Origin of the sequence: Pantoea sp. A4 (assembly GCF_000295955.2) — a bacterium.
Classification (GTDB): Bacteria; Pseudomonadota; Gammaproteobacteria; order Enterobacterales; family Enterobacteriaceae; genus Pantoea; species Pantoea multigeneris.
Genome location: NZ_ALXE01000017.1, coordinates 124,616 through 151,058, shown reverse-complemented (window position 1 = coordinate 151,058; position 26,443 = coordinate 124,616). Strand labels below are relative to the sequence as shown.

Below are 26,443 nucleotides of genomic sequence, written 5' to 3'. Positions count from 1 at the left end.
ATATGTATACACGATGTATACTTCACGTATAAAAATGTAAACCAATTGTTCAAGCACAGATTTTGTAATGATTATCACTCTCAATAAATCGTGTTAATCAGTCAAAAACCCATCGAGGAAATGGGTAAGTCGTTAGTAGATTCATCAATCAAGATGCTGATTTAATTGATTTTATTTTTTCATTGCGCGTGTAAGCACTCGGCGAAAGACAAGTGTAAGGATTATGTAAATGTAACGAGGTTGTTTAATGTAATTTCCATGCGCCTATGTAGAAATAGACGCTAAAACCACATCGGCGGGGCCGAAATAACGTTTTCTTAACAGCGTAAGACGCGTGTTCCTGACGCTGAAGTCAGCGTCATCAGGCAGAAATTGCCACTGAGATTCATGACTATCTCTCATAAGTGCAATCGACGTTAACCGGGTTTTCGTGTCTGATTACACACCTTAATATCGATGCTTTAACCAAGTGGAGATGTAGATCCGTGGAATATGCCCTCTTAAGCAACAACATAAAGATGCCCATGGCAGGTTTTGGCGTTTTTCAGGTCACCGACAAAGAAGAGTGCAAACAGTCTGTCTTGAATGCGATCCGTACTGGCTATCGTCTGATCGACACCGCCGCCGTCTATGGGAATGAGGATGCGGTGGGTGATGCTGTGCGTGAAGCTATTGCGGCTGGCTTGTGTACCCGCGAAGAATTATTTATTACTTCAAAGTTGTGGGTACAGGACATGGCCAATAGTGACTCGGCCAGGCAAGGGATTGAAGCATCGTTACAGAAATCAGGATTAGCCTATTTTGATCTCTATTTACTGCATCAGGCGATGCGGGATTATTTCAGTGCCTGGCGAGCGTTAGAAGAGGCTTATGATGCCGGTAAGCTGAAAGCGATTGGTGTATCTAACTTCTATCCTCACGTACTGGCAAACTTTTGTGAAACCGTCAGAATTAAACCAATGGTGAATCAGGTCGAATTACATCCCTATTTCGCTCAGACTGACGCGATTGAAACCATGAAGTACTACAACGTTCAACCCGAAGCCTGGGCACCTTTAGGCGGCGGGAGACATAACCCGTTTGATAATGCGATCCTACAGGCGATTGCTGACCACCATAAAAAATCGGTTGCTCAGGTTATCCTGCGCTGGAACTTACAACGCGGTGTGACCGTCATTCCAAAGTCCACAAACGCCAGACGTATCGAAGAGAACATGGCTATCTGGGATTTCTCTCTGACGGATGAAGAGATGAAGCAAATCAATTCGCTCGATTTAGGCTACGTGGGCGAATCAGTGAAACATTTCAAGCCTGAATTTGTTCGTGGTTGTCTGGATGTGAAAATCCACGACTAAACCGGCTGTTATCGATCAGGGTGGGATTAATCGCTTCTCCGGCCAGTATTATTTCAGATTGCACTGACCTTATAAGATCAAAGTTCCGGCCTTGCAGCCAGAACTTTGTTAGCGATTTGAAACCGCCAAAAGACGGTTTTTAATTGTGGTATCCGATCAGATCAGAAAATCGGCCAGAGATTTCCCTGCGTTGAGTTGTGTCTGAAGGTGACCTGGCGTGCGGCCTTGGCCTGTCCACGTGCGAAGTTCACCTTGCTCGTTCACAAATTGGTATTTAGCGGGACGTGCTTTGCGTGCCTTCACCGGCTTCACCGACACAGTGGTCACCAGCTCCTCTGGAGCAATACCGTCCTGCAACAGCAGGATGCGGTATGTTTCGATTTGTTCATTACGCTCACGAATTGCACTGATATTGGCAGATTCTGCTTCACGACGTTCTGAAACAACGACGCTGAACTTTTCCAGCATCTCTTCTAACTCTGGCAGCGCGAAGGCACGCGCCTGAGCACGAATAGTACGGATATTGTTCAGAGTTTTCAGTTTGTCGCTCATTTTTACCTCATGGGGTGTAAATTTATACAGGTGTATCTTTTTTGTGGCCGGGGAGTGTAAACGCAGACAATTACTAAATTCAAGTTTGTTAACCCACTGGCGAATACCAAACAGGCCGAGCGCCTACGGTTTCGCTCGCATGGTTGCTGCCATGACTCAGGCACAACGTGCGCATTCCGGCAACATTCCCGGAGTACCACGCCCCTCCTCGCAAGAGTGCTCGCTGGCCATAATTTCGTAAGTAAGCCTGATCCCCATCGGGCTCCTGGTGCCAGGGGAAAAAGCCAAGAATTTGCAGCAGGGTAGCAACCGACTTTCCTGGAGCAGAAACGATGTCGTTGAACGGCCCATCCAAAAGCCCGGAAGTATTCCGGTTATCACCCCATTCCCCATTAAAATTAATGATATCCTGGCTTAATACTGGCGTACCCGCGTTACCCAGACACAGTGCAGCCGGGGAATCATACTTAGCCGTTGCGGGGCTGCCGGGCGGCAGTAGCGCGCCACTCTCCATGTCAATCGCCCACCACTCGGCATGTGCTAAATCCGTTGCTGCATCATTATCTTTTATAATCTGAATTTCACCATTGTGCAGACGAGCACCGGTTTGCCACTCCCACAGATTACCGCAGAGATCGCTAATCCCTGATGATGTGCCATCATGATGCCATTCAACAGGACCGGAAGCCGTCAGCGTAACGGGGTTGCCGCTGTTCTCTCCGGTGTTGCCAGAAATACGCATGCCCTTTTGGGCAGGCACGGCATGGGAGCAGCCATAATCTGTGTTGCCGACTTCCGCATAACCAGAATAACGGCAAAGAAACATCAGCGCGCACCATTCAGCATTGGTGCTCAGGTGCCAGCCTCGACCATTTTTTTTAACCGATTGCTGAAAGGCGGCCAGGCTACCTTGGCTAGCGGGCCGCTGATGCGGAAGGCTAAGTAACTCGCCATTATGCATACTGCCTGGATAGCAACCGTAAAAAAACTCCGCGATTGCTTTCTCTTTTACCGTGAAGGCAGGATGCCGTTGTGTTCCCAATCCTGTAGCCACAGCCTCCATCGAAAAAGCAGGGATCACAAACATATAGCTAGGCTGGCCGCTGCGGGTATACAGCACAGTTCGCTGCCCGCCTGATTCAGCCTCAACTTTTGCTCTAAGCGCATCTTTATTAATGATAGTCAGCATAATAGTAACTTATTGAAGAACAAGGGCTGCACAGGCAGCCCAGAGGAATATCAGGCTGCGGTCAGCACTGAAGACAGGGGGTGGAGCAGTGAACTCACATCACAATTCAGCAGTTGAGAACGATTAAGCAGCTCTTCTGTTTTGGCTCCAATCACCGAATGCACGTAGGCATTAACCTGATCCTGGCTCATTTGGTTATAGCGCTCAGTGAAGGCCATCTCGACGCTGTCACAGATGACCGCACCTGCATTACTCACATAATCAGGGAGATAGTGAATATCCCTGGCCGCGAGCAGTTTTTCGGCATTCAGGCTATTAAAAGGTGAATTCGCACTGCTCACTACCCACTGGGTATTTATCCGGGAAACATTCTCAGTGTTAAGAATGCCTGAAAGCGAAGCGATACACAGGATATGACTCGGCATAGCAAACAGTTGCTGCTCGCTCACGCGGGTAACACCATGCGGGTATTTTGCATTGGGATTGATATCATACCCCACCACCGTACAACCATATGCCATGCACTGCCGGGCGACTTCTGCACCCACTTTGCCCATCCCATGAATCGCGATAACCACTTGTGCCTCATGTTGCAGGCGAAGCGCAATGATTTTGCGAATGGAACTCCAGACGCCGAAACCGGTTGCAATGGAGGTATCAACTTGCGGGCTATCCATAGCATTCAGGATCCAGGGGGTGTGCTGACGCAGATTATCCATATCGGCATTACTGGTGTTGATATCGCAACCCGTATACATCGTGCCATTGTAGCGATTGAGTAACTCTCCGATGGCAGCGATAACCTCAGGTTGTTGTGACGGCATCAGTGGACTATTCACCACTATCTTACCGCCGCTGAACCCCGTGTTGTACAAACCGTGCTTCAGTGACATGCGCTGCGCCAGCATCACAGCTTCCGCTTCCTGCTGCTGGCGCGAACTATATTGCCGCCAGCGAATGCCGCCATTGGCAGGTAAAAGCTTCATTTGTGGAGAGCAAGCCAAAGTAAACGACGTCTGGCGATCAAACTGCACGGTCTCGACAATATATTGCTTATCATTCACTGCTACGTTATTTCCTGCCATGATCTTTCATCCTGTTAATGAGTGAGATTTTGCTCAACAACGCCAGCATTTTGCAGACAACGCTGAATCCCTGATGGGGTCGGCTGCTGTAAAAAATCGGTCATACTGACGGCAACGCCAAATTGCTTTTCCAGTACAGCCAACAGGCGTAAGGCCATCAGCGAGTGGCCGCCTGCATCATAAAAATCCTGATGCATGGAGAGCGCGGCGGCACCCGTGATGTCCAGCCAGATCTGATTTATACGGACCGCTAGAGGGCCCAGTTTGGATGTCGAGGGGGGCTCAGTTTTGGTGCTGGAGGGCTTGGGCAAGATACGATCGCCCATCCACCAGTATTCCGGGTCGAACGGATAGAGCGGGAGTGCGATACGTTGTCCTGGCTGGTCCCAGAGACGCGCCCAGAGAATATCCACGCCTGCGCGCCAGATCTTTTGTAATGCCTGCACCCACAGCGCCCCTTCACTTTGCACATCATCACGCCGACGCAAGGTACGCACGGTTGTCGTTTTTGCATGGCTTTGGCGCAGCTGAGTGACCAGTGAGGTCAGGGTTGATCCGGGGCCAACCTCAATAAACAGTGTTTTCCCCCTTTCCGGAACCTGTTGCAGCGCCTGGTGATAACGCACGGCATTACGTGCATGCTTTGACCAATAGTCAGCATCAAGTTGGTGCAGATCTGAGATTTCCTGCGCACGCAGTGCAGAGATAAAGCGCACAGGCTGAACACGATCCGAGGAGATAATCTCCGGAACACAATCCCGCAGGCTCGCGAGAACAGGCTCCATCATCGACGAGTGAAATGCATGAGAGACCGGTAATCCTTTACAACGAATGCCGGCTCGGCGAATACGTTGTTCACAGTCAGCGATTGCTGTATGACTACCAGACAATACACAGCTATTGTCACTGTTAACGGCAGCAAGTGCGACGTCACCACTCAGCCAACACTGGCACTCGGCTTCACTCAGCTCGACCGCCAGCATTCTGCCACTCTCTAACCCGGCCATTAAGGCACCGCGCCTCGCCGCGAAAATCACAGCCTGTTCGCTATCAAATGCACCCGCCGCCCAGGCTGCGGCAATCTCCCCGACACTATGCCCAATGACCGTGTCGGGGATGACACCGTAGTGCATCAGCAGCTCAGCCAACGCAATTTCCACTGCCACCAGCGTTGGTTGCGTCAGCGCCGTATTATTAAGTAAATCTGCATCACCGGCTGAATCAAACATTGCTGTAATATCGAGTTGCACGTGCTCACGCAGAGCCGCAATCTTGTGCTGCAACAGCTGATTAAATACAGGGTCATCATTCATGAGCTCTCTGGCCATCCCAATGAACTGGCTACCCTGTCCTGGAAACTGGAAGACCACATTCAGTCGACCCCGGCCGATATCGGTGATCGTGTCATGTATTTCCAGGGTTCCATCACTCCCTGGTGTCAACGTACAGCGATAGCGCATCGGCATCCTCCCTGTTTGGGCACTCCACGCCAGAGAATCGCCCCTGTGACCAACTGGCATTTTTTTGTAGTGCCCTAACAGTCGGTATAACGCTGATTCAGAGCGCGCAGAAACAGGAATCACCCGGCTGAACAGTGAGTGCTGAGTTGCAGCAGTTTTAGCGTTCTCACCTTTGGCTGGCCGGGAAAGAATGACATGTGCATTTGTTCCCCCAATACCAAATGCACTCACGCCAATCGCACGGCGTGCATCCTCCTCCGGCCAGGGCTCCGCCGTTTTGATGATTTCAAACGGGCTGCCCTGCCATCCCACCGTTGGATTGAGTGTTTCAACGTTAATTTGTGGCGTTAACCAGCCATATTTGATTTGCAAAGCCGCCTTGATAAATCCCGCCATGCCGGCTGCGGTCTCAAGATGGCCCACATTGGCTTTGACTGCCCCTAAAGTACAAAACTGTGTTTTATCGGTGTACTCCCGAAACACGCTTTCGAGGGCGGAAAACTCGATAGGATCACCCGCGAGGGTTCCCGTGCCATGGGTTTCAATGGCCCGTAATGATGTCGGCTTCATAGCCGCATCTGTCAGGGCTTCCCGCAGAAGCCGCTGTTGTCCAGAGAGGCTGGTGGTGGTAAAACTGACCTTGTCAGCGCCGTCGTTATTGACGGCAACCCCCTCTATGACGGCAATCACTTCATCACCCTCAGCGAGAGCGTCTTCCAGGCGTTTCATGACAACCACACCAACCCCACTGCCAAACACCGTCCCGCTGGCTTCCGCTGAGAATGGCCTACAGTGTCCATCTGTTGAGAAGACCATACCCTGCTGGCTCACATAACCTCTATCCTGGGGAAAGCGCAAAGTGCATGCGCCAGCCAATGCCAGACGGCAACGACCACTACGAAGGGCATATACTGCTTCCGCCACCGCCACCAGCGATGTGGCGCACGCAGCCTGAACATTGACCGCTTGGCCTTCCAGCCCCAGGTGCCAGGCTATCCGGCTACTCAAATAATCTTTATCGTTGGTGATCTGCTGTTCAAACGCAGAGGGGGCCAAATCGCGAAAGCGTGCCTCACTAGCACACTGGCGCAGATACTCCGAACTGCTGCATCCGGCAAATAAAGCAGTATCAGTAAGCTTACCAGGAGTAATGCCTGCGCTCTCCAGTGCATGCCAGGCACACTCAAGAAAGAGTCGTTGCTGCGGATCCATTAAGGCAGCATCCCGGGCACTTAAGCCAAAGAATCCGGCATCGAAACGCGCGATATCCTGCGCAAGCGGTGCAGCAACCGGAATGTAGCCAGCCTCCTCAGGGCGTTTATCCAGGGACGCGAGAGATTCAACGCCGTTAATCAGGTTGTGCCAGTAGGTATCAATGTCCTGCGCGCCCGGAAAGCGACATGCCATCCCCACCAGGGCTATCTGATGATTTGCACTCATTTGCCGTTGCATAATCGATCCCCCGACTTAAAAACGCAGAGCACTGATATCCCAGCGCGGCGTTTTATCATTTAATAAGTCCGCGCAGACTTGCCCCAGCAAAGGTGTAAACTTAAAGGCCCAGCCTCCGGCTGAAATCACCACGTTTTCGCCGCCGTGGCAGCGTCCTTTGGCGGTATCGAGATAAAACAGTCGCTCGGGGTTATCAGGCAACACAGCAAGACAACTGCTGGAGAAACATTCACGATCGGGGTTTAAGAACGGCATATGACGTCGGGCAAATTCTATTGCGCGATCGACGTGTTGGGGATTAGCACGAAAGTCCGGTTTGTGGCTGTCGGTGATCGGATCCACTTCAAAATCCGTACCAAGACGGTCAAAGCCATTAACAGACCACGGATTAGGTGGGAAGCCGTAGAACAGGTTACTGTCCGTTTCTACCGGCTGCTGGAAAGCAAACCAGAAAGGATCGTTAGCTCCGGTGCGCTGACTCCGTAGCATGCTGATACAGGCCATTTCATAAGTTGAAAGCGCCAGGTCAATATCCAGTTGCGCGACCAGTGCTTTGCTTCCTGGTCCGCTGGCAATAAGCACCTTACGCGCACGGTAACGCTGCTCCGCGCTAAAGACACTCACCCCTTCTGAATCAGGCTCTATGGCGGTGACGTTCTCACCAAACTGAAAGGTCACATTAAGGTCATTGGCCAGGGAATACAGAGTAGACAAGGTGCCTTTTACATCAATGACACCGCCATCTTTTTGCAGAAAACCCTCATAGTTCGGGTCGAAATGCGTAAAACCATAACGCTGCTCAATCGTTGCCATATTCAGGCGTTCATAGGGCAAGGACATTTCATCCATGGATTTCATGGTCTGTGTGATCTGACCTTCATTGGTCCAGACATCGGCATCACCAAACCACAAGCTCCCGGTGCGATGAATCAACTTCCGATCGGCCTGTTTCTCCAAATCCTGCCACAGCTTGTCCGCCTCCAGCGTAAGGCGGAAAATATCAAGTTCGCTATATTGCAACCGCCAATGGCGTTCCTCTCCACTGGTACCTGCAAGTTGCGTAAGCAAAGTATATTTATCCAGAACTAAAACCTTATTATCTGGATTTTTTTTCGCATAATTCCATGCTGTTGATAATCCTACCGGACCTGCACCAATAATAATGAGATCCCATTGTTGATTCGTGTGCATACCTACCCCACATGAGTTTTAAATAAAAACAGCGCCAGGTTTTATTGAAGGAGTGATTTAATTTGATTCAGCGGAACCAGAACAATCAGGGTGCGGTATTTTTCGCGTGGTATCTCCTGAAAAAGCTGACGGATACCGATCTTCCCCATAACATCGCCACTTACCCCAACGGCTAATAAGGATTGCCACTGCGATGCCCAGATGGCGCTGGAATTCCAGATGCCCGAGGTTTCAATACGCCCTACCGCAGTTTCAGCCGTTTCATGATAATAAGATACAACGCTATTATCAGGCAGTGCTGCGATTTTCCAACCGCTCCCCGTCATGCTGCCCACTTGATTTCCACTCTCATCGATAAACTGATCGACATGTGAATTCGCATCACCCACCGTTGGGCCAGATTTGGTTTTAGCATTAAAATGAATATTGGCCATTTCAGTAACATTAACAATGGTGACATTTCCGTACTGCTGATTTACAGCAAGATCACGTTCAATGTCATTAATTCCAGCTCCTTTTTCAATTTCTTCTCGTACCCAATTCGTAAGCGAAATTAACTCTGACAAAACATTATTATTGCCTTGGATGATTTCCATTTCATTTTCCTTAAGAGGAGGATGTGAAGTTATGCCTCAATGCTTTCTGTTTGTTTAAACCAGGTTTGACCTTTTTCTCTTTCTGCATCGCTGCCAGCGTCAGCAAATAACGTAACAATCTGCTTTCCCGGTTCCATTGTTTCTGCCATTTTCCACGCAGTTTTCCAGTTAGCAGCGGAAGACGCACCGATTTTCACCCCTGTCATTTGCCAAAACTCGAACATCGCGCTCAAGGCTTCAGCATACGTGACAGGGTTAAAAGGCAGGTTATGCGGCATGAGACGATCGATAAAAGGCTGGCGGAAGCCAAACCCGAGTCCACCGGCACCCGCGAACTTTGCGTGACCGTTAGGCGCATCAAGGGTTCCGTAAGGCAACTCAGCCGGGGTGCTTCCCCAGACAACAAGGTGTTTGTTATCACGTAACAGAGCAGCATAGACGCCCGAAAGTGTTCCACCGGTTCCCACGGCAGAGACCCAGCCATCAGCCTGTGTGCCGTTAAGTTGATAACGAATTTCTTCCCCGGTCTGATACTGATGCACGGCTGTGTTCACTAAGTTCAGATGTTGCGACAGCAGCGTCCAACGGGTGTCATCACGGGCAATTTGCTGGCTACGTGCAATAACGCCGAGCAGAAACTGGTTACGATCCACTAAAGTGACCTGCGCATTGTCACTTTTTAGGGTATCAATCAACTGTTCGGAAGAAGAGTCAGGAATGACAACCTGTACAGCAATGCCACACATATTGCCCAGTTTCGCCAGTGCCTTTGCCATGTTTCCACCCGATGAATCGAGCAGTTTTAATTCACCTTGCGTAAAGTCATGCTGATTGATGGCATCACAAAAGAGGCCAAAAGCAGTGCGATCTTTTACTGAGCCAAAAGGATTTTGAAACTCATACTTGGCTAAGATGGTTGCCCCGCCTTTGGGGCTGGGAACAGGTATCAAAGGGGTTTTTCCTAGCTTTGCATAAAATTTTTTCAGCTGTGGAAATAACGTAAACGCTTTTTCTGTATCTGGTGCCGCTGTCTGAGGATTAAACAGTTCAAAGTTCATCACAAACTCCTTGTCTGAATAGCAATGGAAGGAATGAGATCAGTATTACTGTATAAGTTGGCGCAAAAAGTCATTCGTGTTTTGCTGAAAATAGAAATGCCCACCGGCCCTGAGCGATACCTGTGCTGACGTTGATATCGCAGCCCAGGCTTTTAGATCTGTATCACTCACCAGAGGGTCATCATTGCCACCGATGACGTGCAGTCTGATGTCGTCCACGGGCAACGCCGCTAACTGGCCGAGCAGCGTCAGATCCTGCAAAATATTTTTTTCAACCGTCGGCCGTGTGAGCTCATCCAACGCCATTCCACTGTCCTGGCGAAGTATCGCCGACAGCAGTGATTGCCTCTGAGGCTCGTGTTGAAGATTCAGTAATGAAGCCGGGATTCGTTGTGAAGAGATCACGACCTTATGTAAGCGGAAGCGCGAGGTTCTCAAAGCCAGTGCGGTCTGTAATGCCAGAATCGCCCCCATGCTATGACCGAAGAAGGTCACCGGAGCAATACCCAGCATCTCTTGTAATCCCCGACAGCATGCTTCGATTGCCTGCTGTGCATCTTGCCAGGGATTTTCTGCCTGACGTTCATCGCGGCCTGGATAACGCACGACAAAAAGGTCACAGTCATCCGGTAATTGTTCGCGCCAACCTTTATAGAAGCTGGCAGTACCACCGGCATGGGGAAAAACAACCAACTGCTGTCTGATGGGCGCACCGGTGTATCGGCTGTATCGAATAATGGCGGCATTAAAGCTGGAAGAAGAATGCATCATCATTATTCCCGCCCTGTGACGACATCAGCGATATCACTGGGTGTTTCTGCCACCATCGCACGCAGTGTAAGCCGATCGATTTTGCCAATGCCTTTCATCGGGATGGCTTGCAGCAGAATCAATTTTTCCGGAATTTTGAATGACGCCAATCCCTGCTCGGCAAGATAGCGGCGCAGCTCGCCCAATGCGATGTCCTGCCGATCGGAGACCACAAATAAGCAGGCAACTTCACCATATAAAGCATCAGCCGCCCCTACACAGGCGACATGCTGGATGTCAGGATGATGCAGGGCGAGTTCTTCAATTTCGTTGGGAGAAAATTTCTCCCCCCCGCGATTAATCGAATCATTGACGCGCCCATCAATGTACACATTGCCTTCAGCATCAACATGTGCCAGATCGCCGGTCCGGTAGAACCCTTCTGGTGTGAATGCCGCCAGGTCAGCCTTCGGGTTTTCAAAATACCCGGTGATAGTGTAAGGACCGCGCGTGATCAATTCACCGCTTTGTCCAATGGCAACCGGCTGACCACGATCGTCGACGATACGCACTTCATCTTCTGGGCTCAGCGGTTTTCCCTGCGACTGGAAGCGTATGCTGTCAACGTCATCTATCGCATTGAAGCAGAGTAGCCCCTCACTCATGCCGTAACACTGTTGCAGTTTGATGCCGAGGGTTGCGCTAGCCGATGCAGCAAGTTCAGGTGCCACTCGAGCGCCACCAACCTGAACATGCCATAACGAGTCAATAGCGCGAGGCGCGGTTTGCTGTACTTCAGCCCATTGTGCCAACAGCGCCGGGACCAGCGTCGTGTGTGTAACACCGCAGCGCGCAACTTCGTTTAATGCATGTGCCGCTGTAGGTTGATCCGCCAGCACAACCGCGCCGCCACGGCTGAGTGTTCCCAGTATCCCCGGGCAATTGATGACGAAGCCGTGAGAAACCGGCATAACGGCAAAATAGACAGACTGGCTGTTAAGACCAAAAATGTCACATCCGCACTGAATCATATAGGTGTAGCCACCGTTTTTACGCGCAATCGCTTTGGGCAATCCGGTCGTTCCACTCGACAACAACATCATTGCCGTGTCGTCGGATGACATCGGTTCAAGATGTTGTGCCGGGGGCGTCTCCATGGGGGAACAAAATTGCTGAAGGTTCAGATAACGCGTTTGCCTTTTCTGATCCTCTAGGTCTTCCACCAGGACAATGTCGACATGAATACCTTGCTGTTCAAAGGACTGTAGCGAGGCCATAGGACTGTAACGGCGGCTGCTACGATAAAGGGCAAGCACTTTGGGTTGGGTCATTTGCAGAATATGGAGAAGCTCTTTTTCCCGGTAAGAGGGCAAAATGGGAACGGGTATGGCACCAATCATCAATGCGGATAGCATTAAGATCACCGCCTGTTGGCTATTACGGAGTTGTAAAGCGACGCGATCCCCTTTGTTGACCCCCCGAAGCCTGAGTCGATGACTGCAGGAAGCAACCCGATCTGCAAGCTGTGCAAAAGTGAGTGTCTCATTCTGGTCATGCAAGGCAGGGCGAAGACCAAACTCCGTCAATCCCTGCAGCAAGTTTTGATTCAATGATGCGCTGAAGTCTGGCATATGCACTCCCTCATGCTCTTATCCATCTCAAAATACTGAGAGGATCTTGATTAAAACCCCTTCGGTATCAGGCCGGAACGCATACGGCACCCATACCCTGTTTTTGCTGCACTCCAGCCGCGAGTGGAACAGATTACTTACCTGTACTAATTAGATTGCCCGGCACACTAAACAACATGACCGACCGACAGTCAATTGCTTAATCGTTAATTTTTTTCGCGAATTTTGTTTAAATGAGACGTATTATCAAAAATAGGCATTGTTAATCAACCGCCTAGTCATGGCGAGAACAGGCGCTATCGCAGCAAAGAAATTATTTCGCCTAGTGAGTAATCTTCTGCACCCCACAGCGAAAAACCCAGAGGGGCCAGATGCTCTATTTTTGCCTGAAGTGCCACTGTTTCTGCGGAAGTTAGCGCAAGATCATGTCTTATCTGCCAGTTTTCATCTGCGTCATTCAGAATTTCTTCCGGAATGCCAACCTGGACGAGTAAGGCGATAAAGCGTTCAAATGTCATTTCATGTCCCCGTCAAAAAATGGTATTGATAATTATTTACATTGACCGATGGTCGGTCGGAGCGTATTTTCGCCTTAATTCTTAACGGAACGCAAACAAATAAACATTAATAAAACTTTATTATTTGGACGGGGTATGAACGCTAAATTTTCTGTAATCACGGCTGGGTCAGGCACCATAATGTTGTTTTTGGCTACCTCACTTTCATATTCGCCGCGTGTCTTTGCTAATGAAGAGACGCTTATGGTTAACGGATCTGAAAACAGTGCCGCAGCAACCTCTACGGGTTATGTTGCTACGGACGCAGAAGTCGCCACCAAATCACCTACCGCGCTTAAAAACACGCCGCAGTTTGTTTCTGTGGTTAAGCGAGACCAGATGGATGTGCAAAATGCCACGACGTTGAGTCAGGCATTGCACTATAACTCCGGCGTCGCCGTGGAGAGGTTTGGGGCCTTTGCCAGTAATGTCGATTTTGCGCGCATTCGTGGGTTTGATGCTGATAGCTATCTTGATGGCTTGAAAGTGATTGGTAATAGCGGAATATGGAGTCCGCAGATTGAAACCTGGGGATTAGAACGTGTGGAGGCCCTGCATGGTCCCTCTTCTATGCTCTATGGGCAGAGCGGTGCAGGGGGTATTATCGACATGGTTTCACGACGTCCGTCGACTGTAGCCTCGAACCAGCTTAAGTTTGAAGCGGGTAATCACCGAACCACCTCCCTTAGCCTGGACTCGACCGGCGCACTGACTGATGATGAGCGCTGGCTGTATCGGTTTGATGCTTTGGCGGGAACCCAAGGCTCGCAAATTGAAGATACCCGGCAGAAACGGCTCTACCTCGCCCCCTCCATCACCTTCCAGCCGGATGAAAAAACCCGCTGGACGCTACTCATGCACTATCTGCGGGAACCTCGTGCTGGATATTACAATACGCTGCCAGCACAAATGCTCGGATTGCTGCCCAATCCCTATGGCCGTATTGATACCGACAAAAACTACAGTAATCCTGACCATGAGCACTCTTCCCGTACCCAGTACGATGTGACATCGCTGTTTTCACATACTTTCAATAACGGTATGACACTAAAACAGAACCTACGCTATTCCCATGTTAACTCTGCGGTACGTCGCGACTTCACCCGCGCAGCCACTGCCGACCTGTCGCAGCTAACGGCACAATATCAGGACTCACCGAGCACAGCGGAGAGTCTGGCTATGGATAACCAACTCTCTGACGTGTTCCATACCGGACCGGTTGAGCATCGTGTTTTAACTGGTCTTGATTATCAGCTGGCAAAACTGGATAAGAATCTCTGGGTGTCACAAACCGTGACCTTTGATCCCTACTCTGCCCATTACCGCCCAAACTTCACGCCGGTGCTGACGCCAAGTACCGCCACTACCCAACACCTGAATCAAACCGGGGTTTATGCTCAAGATGAGCTTATCTGGCAAAACTGGCATCTCCTTTTGGGTGGCCGCCATGACTGGTCACAGATTCACACTCTCAACCGACTCTCCCATACCCGCCTGGACACCGATGACAGAGCGTGGAGCTACCGGGCAGGGGTCACTTATCCCTTCTCGAACGGGGTGTCACCTTGGGTAAGTACCTCTTCCTCTTTCTCTCCGTTAACCGGTACCAATGCCAGTGGCCAGCCGTTCAAACCTACCCGAGCAGTCCAGTACGAAACCGGCATGAAATTTCACCCCGAGGGTAGCGCACTTATTGGCAGCATCGCGCTCTATCAATTAACTCAGCGTGATGTGAATACCGTCGATCCGCTCAATCCTAGCTATTACACCCAGACTGGTGCCGTCAGATCCCGGGGTATTGAAATTGAAGGCCGGGCGATGATGACTGAAAGTCTGAGTTTGCTGGCCTCTTATGCATGGGTTAACAACGTGGTCACCTCGGCGACGGATAGTACACTGGGTAAACATCCCGTCGGCGTCCCGGCACAAAACGCCTCACTCTGGGTGGATTACCGCTTCAACCGTGGTCCACTTCAGGGATTGCTCTTGGGGGGTGGGGTGCGTTACTTAGGCGCAAGTTGGGGAGACAGTAACAATACCTTTAAGGTACCGGCTAACTGGTTGGGTGATCTCTCGGTACGCTATTCTCCGGGTCACTGGGATCCTCAGTTATGGAATCTCGAGCTGGGTCTGACTGTCACCAATGTCATGAACAGGTCGTGGGTCTCCAGCTGTACCAGTGCCCCCTATTGTAGCATCGGTGCTGAACGCAGCATTTTGGGTTCTGTCAGTTGGAATTTTTAACATGGATCGCCAACGCAGAGGATTCATACACAAGGCACTGGCGTTGGGCGGTGCCGCCCTGGTGCCTGTGAGCCAGGCGTTATCTCAGGTTACTGCGCCATTCAGTTTTGAGGATGTTGCAGGCAGGAAGGTCACGCTAAAACACAGGCCAGCACGTATCTTTTTAGGCGAAGGCAATCTTTTCTATACCGTGGCAGCACTTTGTCGCGAAAACCCATTAGAAAAATTGATAGGGTGGCGAGATAATTTCCGCACAGCAGACCTGGATAGCTATCATCTTTACTGCCGTTACTTCCCGGAACTGGCGCGGTTGCCCACCTTTAGCGGCATTCAGCAGTTGCAGTTTAATCTTGAGAAGCTGATTGGTCTGCGCCCCGATATTATGGTGCTAAACCTCAACACGCGTTCAATGGTTGAAACCAGCGGTCTGGCAGCAAAACTCAACGCCGCCAACATACCGATCGCCTATGTCGATATGAGTATTCATCTCATGGCCAACACCACTCGCAGTATTACGTTGATGGGGCAACTCTTTGACCAGACCGAACGTGCCGCGTTGTTAAATCAGTATCGCGACTATCATCTGGGCATAATTACTCAACGCCTTATGCAGGTGCATCCTCTGTTGCCTCGCGTTTTAATGGAGCGGGCAGCGGGATTGTACGATGAATGCTGCCTCTCATGGGGAAATGCGAACTTTGGCGAATTAGTGGCAGCGGCAGGGGGAAACAATCTTGCCGCGAGTATCATTCATAATACCTACGGGGCGTTAAGCCCCGAGCAGATTATCGCTTCAAATCCTGACAAAATTTTGGTGACGGGCAGCAACTGGTCGCAATACTCGCCAAATGGAAACTGGGTTAATCTGGGGCCCAATGCAGACCTTGCGCTGGCAAAGGAGAAGCTTGAGAGATTAATGCAAAGGCCCGCATACCGAACGTTGAGCGCCGCTAAAAAGCGTAAAGTGTATGCAATCTGGCACCCTTTCTACGATCACCCGTTTAGTTTTATTGCTGTCCTGCAACTGGCAAAGTGGTTTCATCCGCATCTGTTCAACGATATCTCTGCCGACCACACCTTTTCCGAGCTCTTTGCCCGTTTCCTGCCCGTTCCCTGGGAGCCGGGTTATTGGGTCTCTCTGGATACGGAATCAACCTGAAGGCAGCCCAAAAGGTGCATAAACTGCCGGGCAAGATCCCCACCCAGCGTGGCGCTGCTTTTAGTTTCATCTGCCAGAATGTCATCCACTGCACCATGCATGCCGTGATACATCAGTATCGCGGTGAGCCTTGGATTCTCCAGCGTCCAGGAGCCGATACGGACTCCCTCCTCCAGAATATGCAGCACCTGATCGAGTACCGCATTACGATCCTGATTCCCTCGCGTAGGGTGATGATGATCGTGATATAACGCATCATGCAGCAGCCTGCCATCGATATAGGCCTTTACGCCGGCATCACACCAGGCTTTTAACCGCGCAACACTGTCCTCCACAGGAAACGTATCGACCGCTTTTTGAATACTGGCAATAAAATGCTGGGTGAAACGCTCACGTAAAGCAGCAAGCATTTCATTCTTCGAAGTAAAGTAATGGTAGAACGTCCCCTTCGCGACATTGGCATCACGCACAATGTCACTGACCGTCGTCGCTTCAAAGCCTTTATCAATAAATAGCTGCTGTGCGGCATCCATTAATTCGTCCAGGCGAACCTCAGCAGGTTTTGTGCGAGGCTGTGATTTGTTCGGTTTTTCGGTGCTGTTCATCTCATCTCCCTTCCGGATTTTGTGGTCATCGTAGCGAATGTTATTCCCATTGACCAGACGCCCTATTCAGGCATACATAAATATACATAACCATTGACCGACGGTCAGTCGTGATCTATGTTGATAAACATTCTCAATAACACGGTATTCTTATCACAGGGGTTTTCATGCAGAAATTACACCGCGTAGCGTTAGTGACTGCGATTTGCCTTGGCACATTTATGGCTTCACTGGATATCAGCATTGTTAATGTGGCGCTGCCCACCCTACTCTCCTCACTCAATACCACCATGTCGGGACTACAGTGGGTGGTTGATGCTTATGCGCTTTGCCTTTCAGCCTTGATCCTCTCATCAGGACCACTTGGAGACCGGTTTGGTCGCAAACGTATCTGGCTCGGTGGCGTCGCGCTCTTTACCGCAGGCTCGTTGCTCTGCGCCTTATCCACCTCACTGGAAGGGCTGCTTGCAGGGAGGATCATTCAAGGTATCGCCGGCGCTGCCGTCATTCCCGGCGCTTTATCACTGCTGGCGCATGCTTTTCCCGATGAGCAGCAGCGGGTTCGCGTTATCGGCATTTGGTCTTCAGTCAACGCTTTATCTCTGGTGGTCGGGCCAATCCTGGGAGGGATCCTGGTACACACTGCGGGCTGGCCCAGCATTTTCATGATCAATATCCCTATTGGGATCGTCGCGCTGGTGCTCGGGGCGATTGGGCTCAAGGAGAGCGCGCATCCGGACCATGCGGCGCTGGATCCCATCGGGCAGATACTGAGCATTCTCTGGCTAGGGGCTTTAACGTTTGGCCTTATTTCGGCAGGAGACCAGGGATGGCACAGCCCCGAAGCGCGTTGGTCATTGCTTGCTGCACTTATCATGTTTCTGCTGTTCATTGCCGTTGAGAGAAAAGTCTCACGCCCTCTGCTTCCACTCCACCTTTTCCGCCAGGCTAATTTTTCCGGTTATAACCTGGCTTCTGCCGTGCTGGGTTTTTCATCGTATAGCAGCGTGTTTTTCGTTTCGCTCTTTCTCCAGCAGGCCCAGGGCTGGAGCCCGCTGGAGACAGGATGGCGTATGGCACCGGAATTTATCGCCATGGCGTTAGCGGCAACGTCATTTGGTCGGTTAGCCGCCCGCTTCAGCGTCAACGCACTGGCGATTGCGGGTTATGGTCTCATTGGGGTTGGGTTGTTACTTCTGGCCCAACTTCAGGCAGAAAGCGCATACCTGCATACCGCATTATTCCTGGCTCTGCTGGGGATCGGCATGGGGCTGGGGATGCCGGCAACCAGTGCACTGGTGATGAGAAGCGTTCCAGCCCAACGATCCGGTATGGCTTCTGCAACCATGAATGCCGTGCGTCAGACAGGAATGACCGTGGGCATTGCCCTGCTCGGCACCCTCATGAGTCTTCATGCAGAGCAGTCTTTGAACGCACAATTGAGCAGCCAAAATATTCTTCACGCCAGCAGCATTGCCCGCAGTGCGATCGCAGAACATGCCTTCACCGCTGGCGTACCGCAACTTGTGGAACTGACTCACGCTGCGGTGGCGAGCGGATTTTCCCTCGCGATGCTCTGGGCCGGTGTGGTGAGCCTGGCGATGACGCTCTGGCTAGGGGTGATGCTTCATCCACGTTTTCAGTTAACCCAGGAATCAGCAGCTTTGTCGCGTAAATAACAGGAGTTTTTATGTCTCAGCCAGAACATGATCCGATTGAAGAATTGATCGCCTTTGCCTCACGCGTTGATGCCTGCATGATCCCTCCCGAAGTGTTGGGGTTTCAGACCAAGCGCTTGCTGGATAATTTGGGGTGTATGGCAGCAGGTTATGAGGAGAGTGGCGTCAACGCTGCGCTTAAACTTGCCCGTCGTTGGAGTGGATGTGGCGAAGCACATGTGTTGGGCAGTCAGGAAAAACTCGCCGCGCCTCAGGCCGCCTTTGTTAATGCAGTGCGTGCACGCGCACTCGATTTTTGCGATGTATTGTCACCGGGCTGGCATCCGGGTTCATCGGATATTCCCGTGGCCCTGGCAGCAGCTGAACTCAGCGGAGCCTCAGGATTAGAGACACTGGCCGCCCTGGCTGTAGCCCAGGATTTTGGTCAGCGAATCAACCTGGCGGCACAGGCAAAGGGTTTTTTCTACCGGGGGTTTGACTCTAATATTCTCGGGCTATTTTCAGGTGTCGTGATTGCCGCAAGATTGTTAAAACTGAATTTGCAGCAATTTCGTGATGCCGTGGGATTGGCATTTGATTACGGCATTGGCACTTTCCAGCACTATCAGGATAAAACCCTCGCCGTCCGCTTTGGTCAGGGGTTGGTTGCTCGCCATGCCCTTGAAGCAGCCATGCTTGCTCAGGAAGGCATCAGTGGACCACGCCGGGTATTGTGCGGTGAGAATGGGTTTTTCAATTTATATGCGCCGGGAAAACCCGATCTCAATATCCTGACGCAACGTCTTGGCGTCGATTTTCTTGGGGAAGAAGCCACCTGTTTTAAACTCTATCCGCATTGCAGTATTTTGCTGGCAATGACAGATACGCTGCTTAACACGCCTGTGCCTGAAAAATACCTGCTTGACCCACGAACCCGGTTAAAACTGAAAGCGTCCCCAACGATGCGTATGGTGTGTGGCTCGTCTTACAGCCCAAGCCTGACTCCCGAAATTGATGCACAGTTCAGCGCCCGTTACATCATTGCTAATGCTTTGCTCAGAGGTCGTGCTACGCCAAACGAGTTCAGCGCTGTAGCAGCACAAGATCCCCTGGTCGTTGCGTTTGCTCAACGCATAGAAATTGAGGAAGTTGCGGCTTTTGACAGGTTTGACCGCTTTGAACTGACCTTGTGGGCAGCGGACGGAGATGAGCTTACTCTCGCCTCCGCCTATGGTCGTGGATGGCCAGAGAATGCGGCTAACATGCAGGAAATTCGCGATAAATTTATGATTTGCTGCCAGCTATCTCCCTGCACTACTTTCCGGGAATACGCGAACGTGGTACTGCAACACATCGAGCAATTTGCCGAAGCACCTTCCGTGATGCCCTTGCTTCACGTGCTCAGGTAAATAACCTCAAAACCGCTGCCCGGCTGTCAGCGATGAAGTGCCGGGCACGCTTCCGGCACTCCTCAAGACGGGCAAACCTTATTCGCTGACCGCTGGCTGGCGCAGGGTTTTCTCAGACGGTGAGGCCTTCGACTTACTGCTTGAATAGATGAAAAACAGTGCAATACCCAGGCAGACGATGGCACCGAGGCGGCTCATGGAAAACGGAATGGGCGGATTGCCCAGCCAGCCGAAATTATCGATCAGCATGCTCATGGTGAGTTGGCCAAAGATCACGGCGACGGTGGCAACCGCAGCACCGATACGTTGTACGGCCAGCACCATAATCACGATATAGGGCACGCCAAACATCGCGCCCAGCAACTGCCATTTAGGCACATCCATCAGGGTCAGCGCATGCCTGGGCTCAAAGAAGAAGATCAGCAACCCCGTCACCAGCGCACCAACCGAAAACGTCAGAAACGCACTTTTAAACACGCCCACCTTACTGCCCAACTGACCGTTGATGGCCGCCTGAATACTCAGCATGGCACCGCCGACCACGGCGAGAAGAATCATGATAATTGTCATAACGTTACCTTACCCCTGTGCCACCATAAACAGCGCTGCAATGATAAAAATCAGCGCAATGATGCGTTTGTTGTCGATTTTCCTGTGCGGTGTTCCCAGCAGCCCAAAGTGGTCGATGATCAAGCTTTTGAAGACCTGGCCTGCCAGGATGCCGATCATCGTCATGGCAATGCCGATTGCTGGTGTTGCCACCGTCAGAATGATGACGTAAACCGGACCCAGCACGCCGCCAATAAGCTGCCAGGAAGGCTGAGCAAAGAACGACGGGCTATTGCGCGGGCTGAAAAACAGCATTAACAGAAAAGTCAGCACTGCGCCCACACCAAATACGCTGAAGGTGGCCCACAGGTCCCCGACCTCGCCCCCCAGTGGCCCGAGCAATCCTGCCTCTACGGACAGTCCCATGCCTCCGGCAATAACGATTAAAATCAGTATCAATTGCATAGCAATCCGTCTCCAGTTGTTTGGGTGGAGGAGATTACGCCTTACCATGGATGAGAAAAATGCCATAATCAGATAAACACCTGTGCAGGATATACATCAATGAGCGAACCCGAAAACATCAGCATCCGCGCCCTGATGATTTTTACCGATGTGTATGAGACACAGAATTTCTCGATTGTGGCCCGCCGGGAGGGCATATCCGCCTCCCAGGTCTCGCGCATCATTCATCAGATTGAAGATGCGCTGGGTCAGCAGCTTTTTTACCGCAACACCCGAGCGGTCATCCCGACAGAAAGCGGACATCTCTTTGTGCGCTATGCCCGTGCCATGACGGGAAGCCTTGAAGAGGCACGGCGTGAGTTAAATGAAAGAACGCTCGTGCCCTCCGGCATGATTCGTATCAACGCGCCGGTCTTCTTTGGACAGCGGCATGTTGCGCCAGCCTTACCTGGCCTTATTGAGCGCTATCCGCGGCTCAACCTTGAGCTCACGCTGACGGATGATTACATCGATCCACACCGGGACCCCGCTGATGTCATGTTTCGAATTGGTGTTATGACGGACTCTTCTTTTCACGCACGCGCGTTTGGCCAGCAGTTCTATCATCTTGCCGCGTCACCGGCTTATCTTCACCGGTACGGCATGCCTGAATCGCCTGAAGAACTCACGAGGCACAAATGCCTTGTCTATCGCGGTTCTTCAGGCCCCAACCGCTGGTTGCTGCGGCGTCCGGGTGAGGAATGGGTGCACTATCCCGTCTCTCCTCTGATGTCGTCCAACAACGCCGAAACGCTATTGGTTGCCGCGCTCGGGGGAATGGGGATCGTGCTGTTTCCTGACTGGCTGATTGGGGAGAGACTGAAAAGCGGCGAACTGATCGCGCTGTTACCCGAACTGGAGATGTCCAATAAAACCGAGCCACAGCATATCGCCGCAATCTACCCCAATGTCCGGCACCCTCCGCTGAACGTCAGGGCAGTTATTGACTATTACATTGCGGCGTTTGGTTCGCCGCTTTACTGGCAAACTTAAGTTTTGTCTCTGTGCGGTGATGATTGACGAAAACGCTTCGGCCTGTGCGCTTTTATCGCGTAATCCCCGCCTACCGCTGCTCTTGTGCCAGGACATGCAGGATGTTTTGTGCCGCTACGGTGCCCATTTTTACGTAAGAGGCATCGCTCACGCCGCCAATATGTGGAGAGATAATCACATTGTTGATCGCCTGCCAGCGATGGGGGGCGGTAAGGGGTTCAACGCTGAAGCTGTCCAGGGCGGCCCCCTGCAAACGGCCCGATGTGAGCGCTTCCGCCAGTGCAGCTTCGTTAATGAGCCCACCACGCGCGGTATTGACCAGAATAGCTCCCGGCTTGAAGAGGGCCAGCGTATCCATATTCAGCATTTCACGATTCGCCTCAGTCAGCGGACAGTGCAGCGAAACCACATCGGCCTCAGCCAGCAAGGCTTCCAGCGAACGGGCCGCTTCACAACCTACTGGCAGTTCACGAGCGTAAGGATCATACGCTAACACCCGCATGCCAAACGCATTGCCCGCACGCGCCACGCGACTGCCGATAGCGCCAAGGCCGATCAGCCCCAGCGTGCGGCCCTCCAGCTCCAGGGATTTGTGCGTCGATTTATCCCAAAACCCCTCACGCATACGGGCATCCAGCGTCAACACTGACTTGGCACAGTTAAGGATCAGCGCCCAGGTGTGTTCTGCTACGGCGGCAGCGTTAGCACCGGGGGCGGAACAGACGTGAATCTGGCGTTCAGCCGCTGCGGCCTGATCAATCACATCAATACCGCTGCCATGTTTGGAGATCACCCGTAACGCGGGAGCTGCATCCATCACCGCTGCCGGGACCTTACCGTACCGGACTAAAATGGCCACGGGATTGTGCTGACGACAAAGTGCGATCAGTTCCGCTTCGGTTGGCTGCTTACCGGCAAACACCAATTCAAAGCCTTGAAGCAGAGCCACGGCTTCAGCGGCAAGGTCGCTGCCGGTGATCAGAATGACAGGTGCATTTGCCATCACAGCGCCTCCCCCTGTGCCAGCATCCCGGCCTGACGTAACGCATCATCCAGCCAGTGTGGACGCAACTCACCGTTTTTAATACTCGCCAGGCGCAGGGTTTCTGCGGCCAATTTTTTTTGCGCCAGTGCAATGATAGTGGGCACTTCCTCGCGCGGGATCACCACGACGCCATCGATATCGCCGACCACTAAATCACCGGCTTGTACCGCTGCGCCAGCCACTGAAATCGGATAATTAACCAGACCGGGGATGAATTTGGTTGGACCGCACGGATTGAGGCCTGCGGCAAACACCGGATAATCCTGTGTACTCAGGGCATCGGCGTCACGCACTGCGCCATCGATGATGATGCCAGCGATGCCACTGGCTTGCGCCTGGGTTGCCATGATTTCCCCCAGCAGCGCACAGCTGATGTCACCTTTACCATCAATGACCAACACATCGCCCGGTTTTGCTACCGCCAGCGCCGCGTGAATCGCCAGGTTGTCCCCTGGGCGCACTTCCACTGTGACCGCCGGTCCCGCCACTTTCATCTGAGGGGCGAGCGGCTTGATCCGGCCGTGCAGCGTGCCACGGCGACCCGCAACATCCGCCAGAATCGCCGCCTGGTACTCAGCAGCCTGTTTAACTTGTTCGGCCGTTACACGGATGAACTCACGGTTGATCATTGCTTTGCTGGAGTGACTCATGATTACCTCTGTTTGTTTTACTGTGTAAAACTGATGTGTACAATATAAAACAACTATACCCAGGGCCACGCGAAGATTGCCAGAGGTGAACCGGTGTTTGTGACGTAAACACGAGGTCACTCACAAAATTTCAGGTACACTCCATGCTGTTCAAAACAGGAGGAATGCATGGGAAATGAAGGCGTTATTGCGGTCGAGAAGGCGCTGGCTCTGTTGGATTGTTTCCGGCCGGGTGACGACAGCCTGACGCTAACCGCGCTGTCGCAGGCTTCGGGATACCACAAAACGACGGTTTACCGTCTGATGAACTCACTGGAGCGCATGAATTACGTTGTGCGACACGAAAACGGCAGCTACGGATTAGGGCCGCGTCTTCTGTATCTCGGCAAACTCTATGAACAATCTTTTCATCTGGCGAGCGTGGTTCAGCCGGAGTTGCATCAACTGGCGCAGGCATCCCACGAAAGCGCGAGTTGGTATGTGATTGAAGGCGGTCAGCGCCTTTGCCTGTTCCGTGCCGAGGCTTCCGAAGGGTTGCGCCACAGCCGATTGCCGGGCACGATTTTCCCCCTGGATGGCTCAGCCATTAGTCAGGTGCTGCGCCATTGGGGAGAGGAGAACCCGCTGTTGGCGGGTGAACCGCAATTGCCGCTTTATACCTCGGGCGCACGCGATCCGCACATTGCCGCCTTTGCCATGCCGGTGTTTGGGGTTAATGATAAATTGATTGCGGCACTGGCGTTAACCGGCCCCTCTTCGCGCCTGATTGAATCGCGTCGCGAAGCGGGGTTAGGCCAGATGATGTCACAAACTGCCTCACGTCTGTCACAGAAACTCGGTGCCAGCAAAGCGTTTTGTGAAACGCTGTATGGTGTACAGCCCGGCGGTTAAGCCGGGCGTGATTCGGGGTCACTTTAATGGCGACCCCGTTTCTCAGGAACTGGTGACGCCTTTCTCATTGGCTGAATGCTGCGTCAGGTTTCTTCCCATGATCACCACCGCAATACCGCCCGCCAGACAAAGTGCTGCCAGGGGCAGCAGCGCCAACGTATGATTACCCGTTTTCTCATTGATAATGCCGTACGCATTGACCATCACCGCACCACCAATCAGGTTGGCAATCGCGCCAATCGCTGCAAGCCCTGCCGCTGCTGATGAACTGCTCATCCAACTGGAGGCCAGCGCCCAGAATGGCCCTTTCATCGAATAAGCGCCGACCAAAATCAGGCTCATGATCACGATAGTTGCAGGCAGTGAGAGAGTGATAAAGGCGGCACAAATCCCCCCTACAATCATGAACAGCGTTAGCGCGGTATGCCAGCGACGTTCGCCTGTGCGATCTGAACTGCGTCCCCAGACAATCATCAATACCGAAGCCAGCCCATAAGGAATGGCGTTCAACAGGCCAGTGGTCATGTTATCCAGATGGAAGGTTTTCAGCAGCTGCGGCGACCAGACGCTCAGCGTAGTACCCGCCGCCGATGCACCCGAGTAAATCAAGGCCATGAGCCAGATGTGTTTATGCTTGAGTAATTGCCAAGTTGAGATCGGGGCGATTTTTTTCTGCTGCTCGCGCTCCGCCTGCAATGTCTGTTCCAGCCAGGCTTTCTGATCGGGTTTCAACCAGCGAGCTTCATGCGGGCGATTGCTCAGCACAAAGTAAGCAGTGATACCCAACAACACCGCAGGTAAGCCTTCAAGAATGAACAGCAGATGCCAGCCGCGCAGGCCAAGCGCGCCATCCAGCGTTAAAATCAGGCCTGACAGTGGGGAACCGATAAAATTCGCCAGCGGGATCGCCACCATAAATGAAGCGATGATACGGGCACGATAGCGAGCCGGGATCCACCAGGTCAGATAAAGCACCACGCCAGGGAAGAAGCCCGCCTCTGCGGCGCCGAGCAGAAAACGCAGCACATATAATGACGTAGAGCTTTCCACCAACGCCATGCACATAGAGATAATGCCCCAGCTGATCATAATGCGTGGGATCCACAAACGCGCACCGACCTTCTGCATCGCCAGATTGCTTGGCACTTCAAACAGGAAATAGGCGACAAAGTAGAGGCTGCTGGCGAAACCAAATGCCGCTTTGCTCAGCCCTAAGTCTTCGTTCATCTGCAATGCCGCCATACCGATATTGCCGCGATCGATAATCGACACCAGATAACTCACCACCAGGAAGGGCAGAATGCGCCAGATGACACGACGCATAGTGGTTTGCTCCAGCTCTGAAACTGGCGCTTGTTGCAGGGTTTGTTGACGCATTCTTGCCTCGCAGTGTGATCAAGTGAAGCTGATTTGTTTTACTGTGTAAATCTTGGTTGTACAATATAAACTAACAAAAACCCTGTAGAGCAAAAGCGCCTGCGTAGAAAGGTTGTGTGCAGATCACAAAATTCAGGATCTGGCGTGTGGGAACTGTGAGCTATACCGCGTTAAACACGCAGTAACTGGCCTGCGTAGACAGTGCGTTGTACTGAACACCTATGCTTTTTCTCAGATAAAAAGCAAAACCACGGGCGTGTATATCATGCCCGGCATACTCAGCGCGTGCATATAGGGTGGGATGTAAGGCACGGCGATAGATTTAACGGCGCAACATCTTCTGACAATTAACGCGCCAAAATCAAACATCATCTCTGATAAAAACAATCACTTATCGGCATGATAGTGATTCACCTGTGCGTGTATTGCGCATATTCCCTGAGCATAAAACCAACCCTTGGATGACCATGCAAAAAACACTTC

Annotated in this window: 23 protein-coding genes; 7 read left to right on the top strand and 16 right to left on the bottom strand. The window is 51.9% G+C overall.

The annotated features are described in order from the left end of the window. Positions 1-485 precede the first annotated feature (485 nt). On the top strand, positions 486-1,355 hold the full coding sequence (locus B880_RS0103720; protein WP_026042407.1) for an aldo/keto reductase: 870 nt from the start codon (positions 486-488) through the stop codon (positions 1,353-1,355). Between the two features lie 156 nt (positions 1,356-1,511). Here the strand turns inward: B880_RS0103720 and B880_RS0103715 are convergent, their stop codons facing one another. From B880_RS0103715 to B880_RS0103670, 10 genes are all read right to left on the bottom strand, one after another. Then, positions 1,512-1,907: an H-NS family histone-like protein gene (locus B880_RS0103715; protein ID WP_017346028.1), complete on the bottom strand. Its 396-nt coding sequence runs from the start codon at positions 1,905-1,907 to the stop codon at positions 1,512-1,514. Positions 1,908-1,995: 88 nt separating this feature from the next. Next, a complete protein-coding gene (locus B880_RS0103710; RefSeq protein ID WP_017346027.1) occupies positions 1,996-3,096 on the bottom strand; it encodes a hypothetical protein in 1,101 nt (366 codons plus the stop codon). Positions 3,097-3,146: 50 nt separating this feature from the next. Beyond that, positions 3,147-4,181, bottom strand: coding sequence for an NAD(P)-dependent oxidoreductase (locus tag B880_RS0103705; RefSeq protein WP_017346026.1), 1,035 nt, complete (start codon positions 4,179-4,181; stop codon positions 3,147-3,149). A gap of 14 nt (positions 4,182-4,195) precedes the next feature. After that, the gene (locus tag B880_RS0103700) at positions 4,196-7,081 is read right to left on the bottom strand and encodes a type I polyketide synthase (protein ID WP_017346025.1); all 2,886 of its coding nucleotides are present in this window, start codon (positions 7,079-7,081) and stop codon (positions 4,196-4,198) included. 27 nt (positions 7,082-7,108) lie between these two features. Then, complete coding sequence (locus tag B880_RS0103695) at positions 7,109-8,284, bottom strand: FAD-dependent oxidoreductase (protein ID WP_017346024.1); 1,176 nt, start codon at positions 8,282-8,284, stop codon at positions 7,109-7,111. Positions 8,285-8,325: 41 nt separating this feature from the next. Continuing rightward, a complete protein-coding gene (locus B880_RS0103690; RefSeq protein ID WP_017346023.1) occupies positions 8,326-8,880 on the bottom strand; it encodes an allene oxide cyclase barrel-like domain-containing protein in 555 nt (184 codons plus the stop codon). A 29-nt stretch (positions 8,881-8,909) separates the two neighbouring features. Continuing rightward, complete coding sequence (locus B880_RS0103685) at positions 8,910-9,938, bottom strand: pyridoxal-phosphate dependent enzyme (protein WP_017346022.1); 1,029 nt, start codon at positions 9,936-9,938, stop codon at positions 8,910-8,912. Positions 9,939-9,983: 45 nt separating this feature from the next. Next, on the bottom strand, positions 9,984-10,712 hold the full coding sequence (locus tag B880_RS0103680; RefSeq protein WP_017346021.1) for a thioesterase II family protein: 729 nt from the start codon (positions 10,710-10,712) through the stop codon (positions 9,984-9,986). After that, positions 10,712-12,319 (bottom strand): AMP-binding protein, encoded by a 1,608-nt coding sequence (locus B880_RS0103675; RefSeq protein ID WP_017346020.1) that lies wholly within the window; start codon positions 12,317-12,319, stop codon positions 10,712-10,714. The genes B880_RS0103680 and B880_RS0103675 overlap by 1 nt, the downstream gene beginning before the upstream one ends. Before the next feature lie 296 nt (positions 12,320-12,615). After that, complete coding sequence (locus B880_RS0103670) at positions 12,616-12,837, bottom strand: hypothetical protein (RefSeq protein WP_017346019.1); 222 nt, start codon at positions 12,835-12,837, stop codon at positions 12,616-12,618. A 243-nt stretch (positions 12,838-13,080) separates the two neighbouring features. On the opposite strand from B880_RS0103670, the gene B880_RS24670 reads away from it, so the two are divergent. Together B880_RS24670 and B880_RS0103660 are read left to right on the top strand one after the other, a co-directional pair. Then, on the top strand, positions 13,081-15,120 hold the full coding sequence (locus B880_RS24670; RefSeq protein ID WP_071524367.1) for a TonB-dependent siderophore receptor: 2,040 nt from the start codon (positions 13,081-13,083) through the stop codon (positions 15,118-15,120). A gap of 1 nt (position 15,121) precedes the next feature. Beyond that, complete coding sequence (locus tag B880_RS0103660; RefSeq protein WP_083482059.1) at positions 15,122-16,279, top strand: ABC transporter substrate-binding protein; 1,158 nt, start codon at positions 15,122-15,124, stop codon at positions 16,277-16,279. Here the strand turns inward: B880_RS0103660 and B880_RS0103655 are convergent. After that, on the bottom strand, positions 16,246-16,884 hold the full coding sequence (locus tag B880_RS0103655) for a TetR/AcrR family transcriptional regulator (protein WP_017346016.1): 639 nt from the start codon (positions 16,882-16,884) through the stop codon (positions 16,246-16,248). The two genes, B880_RS0103660 and B880_RS0103655, sit on opposite strands and share 34 nt — an antisense overlap. A gap of 167 nt (positions 16,885-17,051) precedes the next feature. Between B880_RS0103655 and B880_RS0103650 the strand changes: the two genes are divergently transcribed. Further along, complete coding sequence (locus B880_RS0103650) at positions 17,052-18,563, top strand: DHA2 family efflux MFS transporter permease subunit (protein WP_017346015.1); 1,512 nt, start codon at positions 17,052-17,054, stop codon at positions 18,561-18,563. Positions 18,564-18,574: 11 nt separating this feature from the next. Next, positions 18,575-19,951 (top strand): MmgE/PrpD family protein, encoded by a 1,377-nt coding sequence (locus tag B880_RS0103645; protein WP_017346014.1) that lies wholly within the window; start codon positions 18,575-18,577, stop codon positions 19,949-19,951. 78 nt (positions 19,952-20,029) lie between these two features. Here the strand turns inward: B880_RS0103645 and B880_RS0103640 are convergent, their stop codons facing one another. Both B880_RS0103640 and B880_RS0103635 read right to left on the bottom strand, forming a co-directional pair. Next, a complete protein-coding gene (locus B880_RS0103640) occupies positions 20,030-20,521 on the bottom strand; it encodes a DMT family transporter (protein ID WP_017346013.1) in 492 nt (163 codons plus the stop codon). A 9-nt stretch (positions 20,522-20,530) separates the two neighbouring features. After that, positions 20,531-20,965 (bottom strand): DMT family transporter, encoded by a 435-nt coding sequence (locus tag B880_RS0103635; RefSeq protein ID WP_017346012.1) that lies wholly within the window; start codon positions 20,963-20,965, stop codon positions 20,531-20,533. Positions 20,966-21,064: 99 nt separating this feature from the next. Here B880_RS0103635 and B880_RS0103630 point away from each other — a divergent pair, with 99 nt between their 5' ends. Further along, complete coding sequence (locus B880_RS0103630) at positions 21,065-21,997, top strand: LysR family transcriptional regulator (RefSeq protein WP_017346011.1); 933 nt, start codon at positions 21,065-21,067, stop codon at positions 21,995-21,997. A gap of 70 nt (positions 21,998-22,067) precedes the next feature. Here B880_RS0103630 and B880_RS0103625 read toward each other — a convergent pair whose 3' ends face one another. Together B880_RS0103625 and B880_RS0103620 are read right to left on the bottom strand one after the other, a co-directional pair. Further along, positions 22,068-23,000: a hydroxyacid dehydrogenase gene (locus B880_RS0103625; protein WP_017346010.1), complete on the bottom strand. Its 933-nt coding sequence runs from the start codon at positions 22,998-23,000 to the stop codon at positions 22,068-22,070. Further along, positions 23,000-23,692, bottom strand: a complete 693-nt coding sequence (locus B880_RS0103620; protein ID WP_017346009.1) for a diguanylate cyclase — start codon at positions 23,690-23,692, stop codon at positions 23,000-23,002. Before B880_RS0103620 ends, B880_RS0103625 begins: the two co-directional genes overlap by 1 nt. A gap of 168 nt (positions 23,693-23,860) precedes the next feature. On the opposite strand from B880_RS0103620, the gene B880_RS0103615 reads away from it, so the two are divergent. After that, on the top strand, positions 23,861-24,583 hold the full coding sequence (locus tag B880_RS0103615) for an IclR family transcriptional regulator (protein ID WP_017346008.1): 723 nt from the start codon (positions 23,861-23,863) through the stop codon (positions 24,581-24,583). 42 nt (positions 24,584-24,625) lie between these two features. On the opposite strand, the gene B880_RS0103610 is transcribed toward B880_RS0103615, so the two are convergent. After that, a complete protein-coding gene (locus B880_RS0103610; protein ID WP_017346007.1) occupies positions 24,626-25,960 on the bottom strand; it encodes an MFS transporter in 1,335 nt (444 codons plus the stop codon). Positions 25,961-26,443: the final 483 nt, after the last annotated feature.

Excerpts from the sequence above, each read along its gene's own strand:
- B880_RS0103715 (WP_017346028.1), bottom strand. The coding sequence starts at position 1,907 with ATGAGCGACAAACTGAAAACTCTGAACAATATCCGTACTATTCGTGCT.
- B880_RS0103710 (WP_017346027.1), bottom strand. The coding sequence starts at position 3,096 with ATGCTGACTATCATTAATAAAGATGCGCTTAGAGCAAAAGTTGAGGCT.
- B880_RS0103705 (WP_017346026.1), bottom strand. The coding sequence starts at position 4,181 with ATGGCAGGAAATAACGTAGCAGTGAATGATAAGCAATATATTGTCGAG.
- B880_RS0103700 (WP_017346025.1), bottom strand. The coding sequence starts at position 7,081 with ATGAGTGCAAATCATCAGATAGCCCTGGTGGGGATGGCATGTCGCTTT.
- B880_RS0103695 (WP_017346024.1), bottom strand. The coding sequence starts at position 8,284 with ATGCACACGAATCAACAATGGGATCTCATTATTATTGGTGCAGGTCCG.
- B880_RS0103690 (WP_017346023.1), bottom strand. The coding sequence starts at position 8,880 with ATGGAAATCATCCAAGGCAATAATAATGTTTTGTCAGAGTTAATTTCG.
- B880_RS0103685 (WP_017346022.1), bottom strand. The coding sequence starts at position 9,938 with ATGAACTTTGAACTGTTTAATCCTCAGACAGCGGCACCAGATACAGAA.
- B880_RS0103680 (WP_017346021.1), bottom strand. The coding sequence starts at position 10,712 with ATGATGATGCATTCTTCTTCCAGCTTTAATGCCGCCATTATTCGATAC.
- B880_RS0103675 (WP_017346020.1), bottom strand. The coding sequence starts at position 12,319 with ATGCCAGACTTCAGCGCATCATTGAATCAAAACTTGCTGCAGGGATTG.
- B880_RS0103670 (WP_017346019.1), bottom strand. The coding sequence starts at position 12,837 with ATGACATTTGAACGCTTTATCGCCTTACTCGTCCAGGTTGGCATTCCG.
- B880_RS24670 (WP_071524367.1), top strand. The coding sequence starts at position 13,081 with ATGGTTAACGGATCTGAAAACAGTGCCGCAGCAACCTCTACGGGTTAT.
- B880_RS0103660 (WP_083482059.1), top strand. The coding sequence starts at position 15,122 with ATGGATCGCCAACGCAGAGGATTCATACACAAGGCACTGGCGTTGGGC.
- B880_RS0103655 (WP_017346016.1), bottom strand. The coding sequence starts at position 16,884 with ATGAACAGCACCGAAAAACCGAACAAATCACAGCCTCGCACAAAACCT.
- B880_RS0103650 (WP_017346015.1), top strand. The coding sequence starts at position 17,052 with ATGCAGAAATTACACCGCGTAGCGTTAGTGACTGCGATTTGCCTTGGC.
- B880_RS0103645 (WP_017346014.1), top strand. The coding sequence starts at position 18,575 with ATGTCTCAGCCAGAACATGATCCGATTGAAGAATTGATCGCCTTTGCC.
- B880_RS0103640 (WP_017346013.1), bottom strand. The coding sequence starts at position 20,521 with ATGACAATTATCATGATTCTTCTCGCCGTGGTCGGCGGTGCCATGCTG.
- B880_RS0103635 (WP_017346012.1), bottom strand. The coding sequence starts at position 20,965 with ATGCAATTGATACTGATTTTAATCGTTATTGCCGGAGGCATGGGACTG.
- B880_RS0103630 (WP_017346011.1), top strand. The coding sequence starts at position 21,065 with ATGAGCGAACCCGAAAACATCAGCATCCGCGCCCTGATGATTTTTACC.
- B880_RS0103625 (WP_017346010.1), bottom strand. The coding sequence starts at position 23,000 with ATGGCAAATGCACCTGTCATTCTGATCACCGGCAGCGACCTTGCCGCT.
- B880_RS0103620 (WP_017346009.1), bottom strand. The coding sequence starts at position 23,692 with ATGAGTCACTCCAGCAAAGCAATGATCAACCGTGAGTTCATCCGTGTA.
- B880_RS0103615 (WP_017346008.1), top strand. The coding sequence starts at position 23,861 with ATGGGAAATGAAGGCGTTATTGCGGTCGAGAAGGCGCTGGCTCTGTTG.
- B880_RS0103610 (WP_017346007.1), bottom strand. The coding sequence starts at position 25,960 with ATGCGTCAACAAACCCTGCAACAAGCGCCAGTTTCAGAGCTGGAGCAA.